The 14,599-nt window shown below is 31.6% G+C and carries 15 protein-coding genes; 11 read left to right on the plus strand and 4 right to left on the minus strand.

Going from position 1 to position 14,599, the window contains the following annotated elements:
- The first annotated feature begins 2 nt into the window (after positions 1-2).
- The 6 genes from ACVCZW_RS09380 to ACVCZW_RS09405 all read left to right on the plus strand — a co-directional run bounded on the left by ACVCZW_RS09380 (position 3) and on the right by ACVCZW_RS09405 (position 5,011).
- Positions 3-746: an ABC transporter ATP-binding protein gene (locus ACVCZW_RS09380; protein WP_452229945.1), complete on the plus strand. Its 744-nt coding sequence runs from the start codon at positions 3-5 to the stop codon at positions 744-746.
- A 2-nt stretch (positions 747-748) separates the two neighbouring features.
- Complete coding sequence (locus ACVCZW_RS09385) at positions 749-1,969, plus strand: ABC transporter permease (RefSeq protein ID WP_452229946.1); 1,221 nt, start codon at positions 749-751, stop codon at positions 1,967-1,969.
- A 6-nt stretch (positions 1,970-1,975) separates the two neighbouring features.
- Positions 1,976-3,013, plus strand: coding sequence for a sensor histidine kinase (locus ACVCZW_RS09390; protein WP_452229947.1), 1,038 nt, complete (start codon positions 1,976-1,978; stop codon positions 3,011-3,013).
- Positions 3,014-3,017: 4 nt separating this feature from the next.
- Positions 3,018-3,746 carry a LytR/AlgR family response regulator transcription factor gene (locus ACVCZW_RS09395; RefSeq protein ID WP_452229948.1) on the plus strand — a complete coding sequence of 243 codons (729 nt, stop codon included), beginning with the start codon at positions 3,018-3,020 and terminating at the stop codon, positions 3,744-3,746.
- A 129-nt stretch (positions 3,747-3,875) separates the two neighbouring features.
- Positions 3,876-4,175: a hypothetical protein gene (locus ACVCZW_RS09400; protein WP_203458870.1), complete on the plus strand. Its 300-nt coding sequence runs from the start codon at positions 3,876-3,878 to the stop codon at positions 4,173-4,175.
- 227 nt (positions 4,176-4,402) lie between these two features.
- A complete protein-coding gene (locus ACVCZW_RS09405; protein WP_452232257.1) occupies positions 4,403-5,011 on the plus strand; it encodes a DUF6515 family protein in 609 nt (202 codons plus the stop codon).
- 59 nt (positions 5,012-5,070) lie between these two features.
- On the opposite strand, the gene ACVCZW_RS09410 is transcribed toward ACVCZW_RS09405, so the two are convergent.
- The gene (locus tag ACVCZW_RS09410) at positions 5,071-5,709 is read right to left on the minus strand and encodes a hypothetical protein (protein WP_452229950.1); all 639 of its coding nucleotides are present in this window, start codon (positions 5,707-5,709) and stop codon (positions 5,071-5,073) included.
- Positions 5,710-6,057: 348 nt separating this feature from the next.
- On the opposite strand from ACVCZW_RS09410, the gene ACVCZW_RS09415 reads away from it, so the two are divergent.
- The 5 genes from ACVCZW_RS09415 (at position 6,058) to ACVCZW_RS09435 (ending at position 10,986) form a co-directional block, all read left to right on the plus strand.
- Positions 6,058-7,758, plus strand: a complete 1,701-nt coding sequence (locus ACVCZW_RS09415) for a patatin-like phospholipase family protein (RefSeq protein WP_452232258.1) — start codon at positions 6,058-6,060, stop codon at positions 7,756-7,758.
- A gap of 6 nt (positions 7,759-7,764) precedes the next feature.
- The gene (locus ACVCZW_RS09420; RefSeq protein ID WP_452232259.1) at positions 7,765-8,118 is read left to right on the plus strand and encodes a hypothetical protein; all 354 of its coding nucleotides are present in this window, start codon (positions 7,765-7,767) and stop codon (positions 8,116-8,118) included.
- 623 nt (positions 8,119-8,741) lie between these two features.
- On the plus strand, positions 8,742-8,933 hold the full coding sequence (locus tag ACVCZW_RS09425) for a cold-shock protein (protein WP_452229953.1): 192 nt from the start codon (positions 8,742-8,744) through the stop codon (positions 8,931-8,933).
- A 119-nt stretch (positions 8,934-9,052) separates the two neighbouring features.
- Positions 9,053-10,588, plus strand: a complete 1,536-nt coding sequence (locus ACVCZW_RS09430; protein ID WP_452232260.1) for an SDR family NAD(P)-dependent oxidoreductase — start codon at positions 9,053-9,055, stop codon at positions 10,586-10,588.
- A gap of 206 nt (positions 10,589-10,794) precedes the next feature.
- On the plus strand, positions 10,795-10,986 hold the full coding sequence (locus ACVCZW_RS09435; protein WP_028282170.1) for a cold-shock protein: 192 nt from the start codon (positions 10,795-10,797) through the stop codon (positions 10,984-10,986).
- Between the two features lie 60 nt (positions 10,987-11,046).
- Here the strand turns inward: ACVCZW_RS09435 and ACVCZW_RS09440 are convergent, their stop codons facing one another.
- The 3 genes from ACVCZW_RS09440 to ACVCZW_RS09450 form a co-directional block, all read right to left on the minus strand.
- Complete coding sequence (locus ACVCZW_RS09440) at positions 11,047-11,949, minus strand: EamA family transporter (protein ID WP_452229956.1); 903 nt, start codon at positions 11,947-11,949, stop codon at positions 11,047-11,049.
- Positions 11,950-12,107: 158 nt separating this feature from the next.
- The gene (locus ACVCZW_RS09445) at positions 12,108-12,638 is read right to left on the minus strand and encodes a hypothetical protein (protein WP_452232261.1); all 531 of its coding nucleotides are present in this window, start codon (positions 12,636-12,638) and stop codon (positions 12,108-12,110) included.
- Between the two features lie 197 nt (positions 12,639-12,835).
- Positions 12,836-14,593, minus strand: a complete 1,758-nt coding sequence (locus ACVCZW_RS09450; protein WP_452232262.1) for a hypothetical protein — start codon at positions 14,591-14,593, stop codon at positions 12,836-12,838.
- Between the last annotated feature and the right edge of the window lie 6 nt (positions 14,594-14,599).

Consider the following 14,599-nt stretch of genomic DNA (forward strand, 5'->3'; position numbering starts at 1 on the left):
CTATGAAAAAAGCAATCATTAAAATAGAAGATTTAAAACGTGAATTTACCATGGGAGCCGAAACGGTACGCGCTTTACGAGGTATCTCATTTACAATTAACGAAGGCGAATTTGTTACCATCATGGGCTCTAGTGGTTCGGGGAAAAGCACCTTGTTAAATATTTTAGGCTGTTTAGATCAACCCACCTCTGGAAGCTATGAAATTGATGGTGTATCGGTAAAAGATTTATCTCGAAATGAATTAGCAACCATAAGAAACGAGAAAATTGGGTTCATTTTTCAATCGTATAATCTATTAGCAAGAACATCGGCTATTGAAAACGTAGAATTACCATTACTATATAACAGTAAAGTTTCTACCGAAGAACGAAGAAAACGAGCTATTGAAGCCTTAAAAAAAGTAGGTTTAGGAGAACGTTTACATCATACACCATCGCAACTTTCGGGAGGACAACAACAACGTGTGGCTATTGCCAGATCACTGGTTAATAATCCAGTAATGATATTAGCAGATGAAGCCACTGGAAATCTGGACACACGAACTGCCTACGAAATTATGTCCATTTTTCAAGACCTAAACGAACAAGGTATTACTATCGCTTTTGTAACACACGAGCCAGATATTGCTATGTTTAGTAACAGAACTATTGTGTTAAAAGATGGAAACATTTTGCAGGATTATAAGAATCATAAAGTACTTTCTGCAACAGAAGAATTAGCCAAATTACCTAAACTAGACGATTAATTATGAGACTATTAAATTTATTCAAAATCGCATTCAAAGCAATCATTCTTAATAAAACAAGAACATTGTTAACCATGTTAGGCATCATCATTGGTGTAGCATCTGTAATCGCAATGTTAGCAATAGGTGAAGGTTCAAAAGAAAGTATTCGCGAAAATATTTCGAGTATGGGTTCTAATATGATAACCATACAACCAGGTGCAGACAGTAGAGGTCCAGCAAGAGGTAGTGGAGGAGATGTACAAACATTAACACTCGCTAATTATGAGACGATTAAAGCGCAATCCGATTTAATTAGTTACATCACACCTGTAGTTAATGGTAATGGGCAAATTATTAACGGCTCTAACAACTGGCCTTCTTCTATTTATGGTGTGAATCCTGAATATTTAGATATCAAGGTGGTTGGTTTGCAGAGTGGAAGTATGTTTACAGATGCTGAAGTTAAATCAGCTTCTAAAGTAGCGGTGATAGGACAAACGGTGGTAGATAATGTATTTCCTGATGGACAAGAGCCTGTAGGACAAATGATTCGTTTTAACAATATTCCGTTTAAAGTGATTGGAGTATTAGAAGAAAAAGGGGAGAATACGTTTGGTCAAGATCAAGATGATGTTGTGATTGCTCCTTATACTACAGTACAAAAACGTATTCTGGCAATCGATCACTTAAATCAAATTGTGGCATCGGCGATTAGTGAAGATGATGCACCAAATGCCGTAGAACAGTTGAGTGCTATATTGCGTACAGAACATAAATTATTGGATAGTGAAGAAGATGATTTTTCTGTACGTTCTATGGAAGAGCTAATTTCTACCTTTAGTTCTACCAGTGAAATGCTTACCATACTTTTGGTTGCAGTAGCAAGTATTTCTTTATTAATTGGAGGTATTGGTATTATGAATATTATGTATGTTTCTGTAAAAGAACGAACAAAAGAGATTGGTTTACGTATGGCTGTAGGCGCAAAAGGAGCAGATATTTTAATGCAGTTTTTAATAGAAGCCATTTTAATAAGTATTACAGGTGGTGTATTAGGTGTATTATTAGGACTAGGATCCACGGTTTTTATAGAAAAATTCTTAAATTGGCCTACTAGCGTGGCTTTATATTCTATAGTAATTTCATTTGCCGTTTGTGCGGTAACAGGTATCTTTTTTGGATGGTATCCTGCAAGAAAAGCATCGGCTTTAGACCCAATAACCGCTTTGCGTTACGAATAATAAATTATGTATAAAAAGAAAACCATAACCGTAGTATCACATTTGCTTGTATGGCTTACACTATTGTGTGTGCCATACTTGCTATCCTACGGCGAAGAACAAGAAATTAATAGGGTTGTAGCACATTTCTGGATCCCATTATTCTTTTCGTCCATCATATTTTATATCAACTTTTTTGTGTTTGTAGACCGCTTGTTATTTTCCAAAAAAACACTGCAGTTTATTATTCTAAATGCGGTAATGATTATCTTCTTCTTATTTTTAAAAGAATATATTGAAGACACCTTCTTTCAGGAAATTTCTAAGCAACGTTTGGCAAATACAAATAGAGTAAAGCCTCCATTTAAAATGGCTATTTATATACAATTGCTAACTTACTTAGCGCCTTTATTCTTTTCGGTGGCATTAAAGTCTACAATGCGATGGGCAAAAACAGAAACAGAACGTAAAGAGGCTGCGAATTTTAAATTGGAATCGGAGTTACAGCATTTGCACTATCAGTTGCAACCGCATTTCTTTTTTAATTCTTTAAACAATATTTACTCTTTAGTCGATATTTCGCCAGATCAAGCCAAATCTTCTATACATAGTTTGAGTAAGTTGATGCGCTATATGTTATATGAAACTAATGTAGAATCCATTCCTCTTACTAAAGAAATTGATTTTCTTAAAAAATATATTGATTTAATGAAGTTAAGAGTGTCCGATAAAACAAGCGTTAGCTATAGCTTTCCTGTTGAAGAAACTGGCATTCAAATAGCACCTTTATTATTTATTTCATTAATTGAAAATGCTTTTAAACACGGTGTTTCTGCCACCAAACCAAGTAGTATTGATATTAACATGACTTGTGATGATAATACCGTTTTATTTTCTGTGGAAAACAATAATTTCCCGAAGAAAACAGACGATAAAAGTGGCTCTGGTATTGGACTTCAAAATTTAGAAAAACGATTACAATTACTATGTCCAGATAAATTCAGCTTTAAAACAATATTAAAAGACGACCGTTTTTTAGTAACATTAAAAATAGAAACTAGTTAAACGTATGAGCACTATAAAAATCACCTGTATTATTGTAGACGATGAGCCTATGGCGCTTAATTTGGTAGAAAGTTATGTGGAGAAAACACCTTTTTTAGAACTAAAACAAAAATGCAGTAGCGCTATTGAGGCTTTGGAATTTATTAAAAAAGAACCTGTAGACTTACTGTTTTTAGACATACAAATGCCAGATTTAACAGGCTTAGAATTTTCTAAAATGCTACCGAAAGAAACACGTGTTATTTTTACAACGGCTTTTGATCAATATGCTTTGGAAGGCTTTAAAGTAGAAGCTTTAGACTATTTGTTGAAACCTTTTGATTATGCCGAGTTTCTAGCAGCAGCCAATAAAGCTAATAGTTGGTTCTCCTTGGTAAAAGGAAAGCAACAAAACATGGTTTCTGAAGAAAAGGAATTTCTTTTTGTAAAATCAGAATACAAACAACTACGTATTAAACTAGCAGATGTCTTGTATTTTGAAGGACTGAAAGATTATATCAAAATTTGGATAAAAGATAATCCGAAACCTATTCTAACTTTAATGAGTTTAAAGTCTCTAGAAGAAGAACTTCAAGAAACCCATTTTATGCGTGTGCATCGTTCGTTTATTGTATCCTTAAAAAACATTGAAGTTGTGGAGCGTAGTCAAATCCTTATCAACGATCAACGCATTACCGTTTCAGAGCAATACAAACCAAAATTCTTAGCTTTTATTAACAATAACTCGCTTTAAAACTTACTATTTGCTGTTTCGTCTATAAAATCTTGTCTTTAGTAGATTAATGGAAAGCGCACGTATATTCTTTGACTTAATATCTAAAGGTATAATTACTTTTGCTCAAAATAATATCAAATACAAATTATGAAAAAAGTAGTACTTACATTAGCAATTGCAATAGGTTTATTTAGCTGTGATAGCGTGAAAAACGTTAACACATCATCGGTATCTCAAGCAGCAACATTATTAGGGTCATTAAGTTCAAACTCCACAGTACAACAAATCACTAGTCTTTTTAGCTTATTAGACACTAATAATGATGAAGCTATTAGTTCTACCGAAGCTATTGGTTCTGTTGCAGATAATTTTAATGTTTTGGATACAGATAGTAGTTCAAGTTTAAACCTTTCAGAATTAACTGGTTTATTAGGATTATTAAAATAATTTTAATATTTCAATAGTTTAAAAGCAAGGTATACTTTCGTAGTATACCTTTTTTTGTTTCCATAAATAAAATCTACATAGATAAAAAAATCCTGTTTGTAGATAGAATATAGGCAACTGTCTATTTGCTTTTTTATAGTTCTTTTATGTGTATATCTTTAAACTATTCCTATTAAAAATTGTCTTAATAGGTAATAAATAAAGTTTAACCTTTAAAAAATTGAATTATGAAAACATTTATAAAAACACTGGTTTTACCAACCTTATTTATGGTTGCGGTTAGCACGCAGGTTTCTGCACAAATACGTCGTACTACTACAACCACCAATAAAACGGAAAAGACAACAAAAACTACCACTGCAAAAAGTAATACGAATACAAGTAAAAGAATAGCTAGTACGCAAGTAACCTACAAAACACCTAAAAAGAAAGTAGTTTCTGTTAGAAATATACCAAACAAATCTCCTATTAATTATAAAGGTCAGAACTATTATTATGCAAATAATAAATATTACACACAATCTAGAGGTAGCTATATTGTAATTGCACCTAAGATTGGTTTTAGAATAAAAGTATTACCACCCAACTACAAAAGAGTACAATTTAATAACTATAACTATTATAACGCAAATGGTATATTCTATACCCAAGTTAATAATGAATATGAAGTGGTAGATCCAGAAATAGGAACTCTAGTATATGAGTTACCACAGGATTATGAAAAAGTGATTTTAAATGGAGAAACGTATTATGAATATGCTAATATTCTATACGAAAAAGTACAAGTAGATGGTACCAGAGCTTATGAAATAGTTGGTATTATAGAAATGGATTAGTGTTTTTTGATTGATTAGTAGTAGAAAAGGAGGATAGTTTTATAATTATCTTCCTTTTTTTATTCTTCAAAAAAATCATTTTGAAAATCTTTTGCTTCTATTACTTTCGTTTTAGAAATAAATATCATAAAAAGATAAATTGCCAGAAAATGACAAAAAAGAAGTAGGACTGTAAATGTTTTATTGTAGAAAAAATACTCATTAATTGGCGCCAGTGCCAAATTAAATATGGTACACACACCAGAAGCCAATAAAATAGTGCCATTTGCATAATTATCATTAATGTATATCACGGCAAATGTAATGGAATAAACAAATAAGCAAGTAGCAACTAAAATAACAAAAATGAATTTTTGATCCGGAATATGTCCTATCAACAAATCAACTACCGAATAAATTACATAGCCAACTAACATAACACCAATTAAAACGGACAAGGACACTATCGATTTTAATTTACCTTTATTCAAATACTTTTTAAGTATCAAAGTATATAATAGCAAATATCCAGCGGTCAAAAGGGCTATACTAATAAAGTAATCCTTAAAAGAATAAAAAGTTAAAATATTTATACTCAAAAAAGCCAATAATGCCAAAATAAATAAAGGGTCTGCTTTCTTTTTAGTCAGACTAATATATTTCAAGAATATGGTTAGAATAACTATTGGACATATATATATTAAGTCTTTTTTTTCCATAGTGATACTCATTACTATGGATGTAAGAAAAGACACGAAAAACAAAATATTAAAAATAGCATTTTCACTCCATAAGCTAAAGCTATCTAATTTCTTTTTAACCATTTACACCTTATGTATATTTAACTTTTTTTAATACAATCAAATATAATTAATTAGTTTTATAAAAAGGCTACAAAGAATTTAGAATCAATCTATAATACTCCAAAAAATGTTTTAATTTTATAGGAATAACATAGAAACACTATGCTAATATAGCATTACAAGTAATTAAAATCAGGTACTTATACTCATAACTATAGACGGATTAATAACTATCTTTAAAAACAATCAATCGTTACTATTTTTATGATAGAAGAAACAAAAATAAAACCCGAATTTATACCCTTCCAAAATATAGGCCTTTGCTTTAGTGGTGGTGGTTACCGAGCTACTTTTTTTGCCTTAGGAATACTATCTTATTTAGATCATGTAAACTATAAAGGCAAATCATTATTACAATCTGTAAAAGCATTAAGTACCGTAAGTGGAGGTACACTAACGGGAGTTGCTTTTGCTAAGGCTGTTCAAGATCCCAATTATAATTTTAAAGATTTTTTTAAAAACTTCTATGACACATTTACGCCAGAAAATGATGTGCTCTTAAAAACAGCAATTAGTAAATTAGAAAACGATAGTGTTTGGAAAGCGAATCCGTATAAAAATAGATCCCTTATTAATGCATTTGCTTTGACGTATCAAGAAATGCCAATCTTTGAAGGTTCTTTTCAACACTTTAAAGCCGATAAAATAAAACAACTAGAACAAGTATGTTTTAATGCTACCGATTTTTCTTTCGGATTAACATATCGTTTTCAAAACAAAGGATACTTTGGGAATAATCCGTTATACAAAAGCAATCAAAAAGAAATGAATGCTTTGCGTGATGAAGTAATGTTAGGTGATGTTATTGCATCTTCTTCTTGCTTTCCTGTAGGATTTGAGCCCTTAATATTTCCAGATGACTATTTTGACAATCATAACAGTCCTGCTTATAAAAATTTAAAAGGACTAGATAACTTTATAAATGGCGTTGGTATTATGGATGGAGGCATTGCAGACAATCAAGGTATTGGTAGTATGATGCTGATTAATGAAAGAATGGAAAGGACAAAAAAAGGATTAGACCTAATTATTGTGAACGATGTAGGAAGCTATAAAATGAAACCTTGGCAACAAAATACTACCAAAATAGAGAAGAGTTCTACAGTAAAACGCGTAATCAATAAAATATTACAATACTTTACTATAAAATCGCTGTATTGGATAACATTTCTAGTGGGTTTACTCATCTTGATTTTAAATAATATGAACCTTTTTGGTGACCAAGCGTACACAGGTTTGTATATTTTAGGAGGTGCTATTTTTGGTATTGGTTTACTATTAACAGTATTTGGTTTAGTAGCTGCCGTTATTAAATCTTCGGTAATATCTAGAATAAAAACACTATTTAAAGAAAATGTCCCAGAGCCATTGTTAGAGGATATTGTAACGTTTAAAAAGTTAGATATTAGTTTAATACAAGTTATGCTTTCCGATAGATTAACATCGGCAATGACTATGATAAATGATGTATTTTTAAAACAAATGCGACGTATTAATTACGATTTATTTTACTCCAAAAGTGAATTGAAAAACAAACGTATTACAGCAACTGTTTATAAATTAAATGGAAAAAAATCACCTTATAGTAATAGTTCTGGGTATAATAAGGATATAAAACCTACGCCAAGTAAAAACTTAGAAAGTGTGTGTTTAACAGCTTCAGAAACGCCTACAACGTTATGGTGGGACAAAACAGACATTGCTAAAAACCGAATGGAAACTTTAGTTGCTTGCGGACAATTCACCGTGTGCTATGAACTTATGGATTACATTTTAAAACTAAAAGTAGATCCAGAAAATAATATAAAAGATTTTACCCAAATAGATCAACTATACAGTGCTTTGCAAACCGATTGGAAAGCATTTAATAAACAACCATTATGGTGGATGGAAACTCTAAAATAGCAACTAATGAAACATGCTTTTGAACATAAAAATAATCAGATTTTACCTTTTAAAAATTTTGTTTTAAGAGTACTAAAATATTTTTTATTCTCCATTGTTTTTATTGCATTCTCTTTAAGTATTGGCACCATTGGGTATCATCATTATGCACATATTTCGTGGGTGGATTCTTTTTATAATGCCTCCTTAATTTTAACAGGAATGGGACCAGTAGACGCTATGCCAACAGATGAAGCTAAACTATTTGCTTCCTTTTATGCGCTATTTAGTGGTATTGCTTTTTTAAGTACAGTAGCAGTAATTTTTGCTCCAATTGCACATCGACTATTACACATATTACATGTAAAAGAAGAAACATAAAGGTTGCGATTACTAAATATGTAGCGTTGAAGCTGGAATCTTTAAAAGGACACCAATAAAGAGAAGTAAACAGACCATCAGAACGTATTTGATGTAAAAATAATAAATCGGTAAATGTTTTAATGACGTATACTTAAATACATGAAGAAGCCATTAGCATCGTTTTTATAAAAAACTATACGTTTTTCATGCAATACTATTTCGTTGGTATATTCAGGAAAACATAGCGAACCAAGAAATAACGTAAAAACTACTAAAAAAAACCAAAAAAGCGCAACCAATAAAGCTAAATAGATTTAAATAGTATGTATTTCGTTTTTTTAAGTTATTTAGGAATTAGAATACTAAAAAGCAGTAATCGTATGCGTATAAATAATAGGGGTGCTAAAAGCCAATGTAAATAATAGATTATTAAAGTAGTTATAGGCACTAAAAGAATATGGATTCTTTCGTTCACGAAATAAAACCCTATAAAACAGCCTGTTAAAAAAAATGAAAATTTAAAATTCTTTACCATTAAATCACAAGAAATTGAAAATTAGTTAATTAATTAGTTGCTTCTTAAAATTATTGGTACCATATTTGCAAAGTATTAAAATAATAATAAATTAAATTACATTACAATGAGTAAAGGAACAGTAAAATTTTTCAACGACACTAAAGGTTTTGGATTCATCACTGAAGAAGGAGTTGATAAAGACCACTTCGTACACATTTCTGGATTAATCGATGAGATTAGAGAAGGTGACCAAGTAGAATTTGACTTACAAGAAGGAAACAAAGGATTAAACGCAGTTAACGTAAAAGTTATCTAAGACATATACTTTAAGTTTTACAAAGGCCTATCCATTTATTTGGATAGGCTTTTTTAGTATACCATAGTTTAGGTTTCCAAAAGTGTCATTATCTTTGATGAAAATTAGAAGGAATTGGTATGAGTGAAAATAAATCGAATGTAGACGTAGCATCTTGTATTACAACATTAGAGACGCTATTAGAAAATACCAATTTACTTTTCGAACTACCCGAAGAACAACGCGTTGCACTCTATAAAGTCGCTGGCGAATTGTCTAGACCAAATCGGGATGAGTTTCAACGCAGACGTAAAGACGCTAAAAAAGCGGCAAAACGTAAAATGATTGCTAAAGATAAGCATGCTAGAAAAACAACAGGAATACGTTCTGCAAGAGAAGCTTCCTTGTTTGTCGCTCCTAAATTATTAGCAGCCGCTGCAATCCCAGACAAACCTTTAGAATTAGAATCTCCAAGAAATTGCTACGTTTGTAAAACCGTTTTTACACAATTGCATCATTTTTACGATACCATGTGTACCGCTTGTGGGGATTTAAACTACGCAAAACGCTTTCAAACTACAGATTTAAAAGATCAAGTTGCGGTAATTACAGGATCTAGATTAAAAATAGGCTACCATATTACATTAATGTTATTGCGTTCTGGTGCAACTGTTGTTGCTACCACACGTTTTCCTGCAGATTCTGCCATCCGTTTTTCTAAAGAAGAAGATTATAAAGATTGGAGCGATCGTTTACATATTCACGGACTCGACTTAAGACATATACCAAGTGTAGAGATTTTCTGTAATTATATAGAGCAAAAATACAATCGCTTAGATATCTTAATTAATAATGCGGCACAAACGGTAAGAAGACCTTCTGGTTTTTACTTTCATTTAATGGAAAATGAAAAGCTTCCTATTAATAAACTTCCAGAATTGGCGCAAACGCTATTAAAAGATCATGAAAGTTGTTTAGAAGAATTGACGAGCCTAAGTGTTGGTCCTTCAAAAACCAATAAAAATAATGTCTTACCAGTAACTTGGCACGGACCAGAACCAGGAATTGGTTTACGAAACTCTGCAGAATTGTCTCAAATTCCGTACAGTTTTGATAACTCTTTACAAACCGCTGAAGTTTTTCCGGAAGGCGAATTAGATGCAGATTTACAACAAGTAGATTTAAGAAAAACCAACAGCTGGCGTTTAAAATTGGGTGAAATTGAAACCACAGAAATGGTAGAAGTACAGCTAGTAAATGCGGTTGCTCCTTTTGTTTTATGTAATCGTTTATCTAATGTAATGATGAAGGAAAACACAGGTAAGAAACACATTATCAATGTTTCAGCGATGGAAGGAAAGTTTCATAGATTTAAAAAAGTAGACAGACATCCACATACCAATATGGCGAAAGCAGCTTTAAATATGTTAACGCATACTTCGGCTTCTACCTTTGCTAAATCTGGTATTTATATGAATGCCGTAGATACCGGTTGGGTTACCGATGAGGATCCTGCAGCATTATCTAAAAAGAAAGTAGACGTACATGATTTTCAACCACCTTTAGATATTGTAGATGGAGCAGCACGTGTTATGGATCCGTTAATAGATGGAATTAATACAGGAAAACATTGGTCTGGAAAATTCTTGAAAGACTACTTTCCTATTGATTGGTAGTATCATTTTGTTGTTTCGAACGTATAGAATAATTTGTTTTTGAAGCCATTTCCTGCTTTTCACTATATCTTTTTTCTGAAAAAGAAAAAAGGATGCCGTTGCAATCAGGGCTAAACGTATTTGCTAAGTTTAAGGACCAATTATTTTTTGGCACCATATTTGCATTCTATTTAGTAATTATTAAAATTAAATATATTACAATTATTATGAGTAAAGGAACAGTAAAATTTTTCAACGACACCAAAGGATTCGGATTTATCACAGAAGAAGGAGTAGACAAAGATCATTTTGTACACATTTCAGGATTAATCGATGAGATTCGCGAAGGTGACGAAGTAGAATTTGATTTACAAGAAGGAAACAAAGGACTAAATGCAGTTAACGTAAAAGTTATCTAAGACATATATACTTAAAGTTTTACAAAAGCCCATCCATTTATTTGGATGGGCTTTTCTTTTTTAATTAGAATACAGAATCAAAAATACACCAATGAGGATACCAACCAAAGGCACTAATTTCTTGCGCTTATTTTTCTCCTTGAACACAATACCACCAATAACTACAGCTATGATTAACTGACTTCTTTTAATAGCAGATAGTAGCATAATTAAAGCTTCCGGATCTTGTAATGCTTTAAAATAAAAGTAATCTGCTGCTACTAATAGAACACCTACAGCAATAATAGACCAACGAAATGTAAACGTTTTACGTTTTGCAGGATACGGAAACCAGGTAATGCTTAAGATAACGAGTAAAATAAGCATGGTATATAAGAAAAACCAAAATTGTAGCGTTTGCGGATTTAAACGTAAATCTTGAATTAAAAACTTATCATACAAACCACTACAAGCCCCTAAAAAGGTAGCAGCAATAATGGCGAAAATCCATTTGTTCCGTTTAAAATGAATGCCTTCTTTTTTACCAATTCTAGAATATAATATTACCGAGAATATAATGGTGAAAAAACCAAGCCATTGGTAGATATTAGGACTCTCTTTATAAATTAAAATAGCACCAATAAAAGTGAAAAATGGAGCAGCAGAACGTATTGGTGTAACAATGGTTAAAGGTAAATGTTTTAAAGCCTGATATGCTAAAACCCAGGAAGCAGCCATTATACCCGATTTTATAAAAATAAAGCCATGCGTTTGCCAAGAAATATTTTGAAAATGATAACCGTTTTCTTGTGCGTATTCTGGATAAAAAACAGATAATAAATAAAACACTGTTACAAATAAAAACCCACTAGAAACTGTACCTAAAAGCACCGGAAATACAGCATTACCTTGAACAGCATGTTTTTTACACAGATTGTGTAAACCTAAAAAAAGAGCGGCCAATAAGCCTAAATACATCCACATGCCGCGAATATAGTTTTTTAAGAGATTTTAGGATTAGAATAGTGAACCATTTTTTTTACCATTTTACTTTTTTATAATCCTAATTATCCTTTCCATAAAAAACCCTTAATAGTAGGAAACTATTAAGGGAGGAAAAACCATCGTTTTATAGGGATTATTTATAAGATATCATCCATAGGATTTATCTCAATTGCTTTGGTTTTATTTCCTTTTCTAAGCTGCATTTTATATAATACCTCGGTATCTTTATTATGTCTATAATTGTTATAACAGTAGGTTTTTGCAACCATCCAACCTGCATATTTTTTGGCAACTTTTACACTAATATTATATGGAATACGAACATTTTTAAATATACCTTCCGATTGTAAAAGTGTTCCATCTTTAGCATAAATAGCATCTACATGGTTGTTGCCTTCGGTAAAATGTACACTATAAGTCGTATTTACATTTGCAGCATACACTGCCGCATTCTTTATGTTGTAATTAAAAACTTGTAGTTGTAGCTTTTTGGTTTTTGCAGATAAATAGGAGGTACCTATTATCTTTTCAGAAACCGAATTAAAATCCTTTTTTACATGTGTGCTTTCTAAAGTATGGTCTGTGGTTTCTGTGTAGGCAATGTCAGATTGGGAATACGTTACTTGTGCGAATCCTAGGAATAGGAAGGTAATAAACATTGTTTTCATGATGTTGTGTTTTAAAATGATTGAACTATTCTGATTTTGCTATTACAATAGTTTAGAGGAACTCATTAATAAACCTTTCGGCTAATGTAAAACATAATCAAGATAACCTGCTTATTTTTAGATAGACACATAATGAACAAGCAATAGACAACTAATAGACAATACTATTTTATGGTAAGAATTCAAGAAGGAAATGACTATAATTGCTGGATGAAATCGTCTAGATGCACATCATCTGCAAGTTTCATTTTTTTACGAAGACGGTAGCGGCTAGTATTTAAAGATGCAATCGCAATATTTTGAAGAGTTGCAATATTTCTACTGTCCATTTTTAATCGAATAAGAGAACACAAACGTATTTCATTTTTAGTTAAATTAGGAAATAACTCTGATAAATGCGTATAAAAAGCATCATTAAGCTTATCTAAACGTTCATAGAAAACGATACTATCCTTATCAAACTGCACTTTATTTTTAATTTCTTCTTCCAGTTTTTCTAAGATTGTAATATGCTCTTCCGAAGTAGCTTTTTTCAGCATTTTAATTTTATCCGCCAACATTTCTGCCCATTCTTGATTTTGGGTTAAGCTTAGTGCAAAATCGGATAAATCGCGTTGTTTCGATTTAATTTCCGAATGTAGCTGTTCCACTTTCAATGCTGCATTTTCTAATTCATGTTCTGCTAAAAGTTGTTTGTTTTTAGAATTTAAAAGGTGTTGTCTTCTTCCTAAATAAAGTACGATAAGCAAAATAATGAGTACCGCACTAATCAGTGAAATAATCCACAACTTTGCACTTTGATCTTTAATCTTGTTTTCTTTTTCTATGCGCTCTATTTCAAAATTTAATGCAACTCTGTCTAAAGTAACTGCATTTAATTCATCTTTCCATTGGTTATCTTGTTTAGAAGCTACAGTCGCTAAACTGTCGGAAAAAGCAGTAGAATATTTAAGGGTAGTAAACGCTAGTGGCAGATTATTGGTCGCCTTATAAAAGTTTTCTTTTACATGAAGATATTCCAGTTTAGAATCTGGAAGTAATTCCTTTTGTTTTTTTGCATCATTTACAATAGAATCCAATTCTGAAAAAATAATTTTTGCATCCTTTATATCATTTAATGCTAAATTGGTTTGTACTAACTGTGCACCAGCACTTATAAGTCTTGGTATGTCTCTAGATCCTATTTTTTCTATATGTTTTGTTTTGTACAATACAAAGTTTGCTGCATACATCTCTTTTGCTTCCGCATATCTATGTTGGTCCATATAGATGTCTGCAATATTATCTCTAATGCTTCCATTTAGCGAATGCTCTGGAAATTGTTTTTGTGTAATAGCGTAGGCTTTATTAAAATAGATTAAAGCAGAATCTAGTTCTTTGGTATTCCAATAAAAAAACAAACCATAGTTATTAATTGCAGAAGGATTAGAAATAGTACGAAGTGTATTGGTAAATCGAATATTCTTTATATGCTGTTTAGAAGCACTATCTAATTGGTTTAAGTTTGCATAATTCTCTGCCATTATACTATTTGCAAAACTAATCATTTTCTTATCCTTACGAACTTCCTCTGGAGTAAACTCCATTTTATGGGCTTCATAATATTCAAAAAAAGAAGTGTACGATGCTATGGATTGCGTAAATAAACCTATTTCATGAAACCAATTACCAGAATGTAAATATGCATCCATAACAAATGCATGTTTATCTTTAATAAACGGTAAGCAGTCTAAACGCTGAAACTGTTGCGATAGATAGGTTTCCAATTGATGCACAGAAAAGGACGTTCGTCGGTAGGTTTTAAAATTATCTTCTGGAAAAGAGATGGCCATAGTGGCACTTAATTTCTCATATTTTTGGTACGCTGCATCACTAGTTAACGCTTCTTGAGAAAGCATTAGCAAGGGATAACCACAAAGTAATAAAATGATAAATAAACGACGTAGACTTTTCAAAGCGAT

This window comes from Lacinutrix sp. MEBiC02595, from assembly GCF_053601555.1.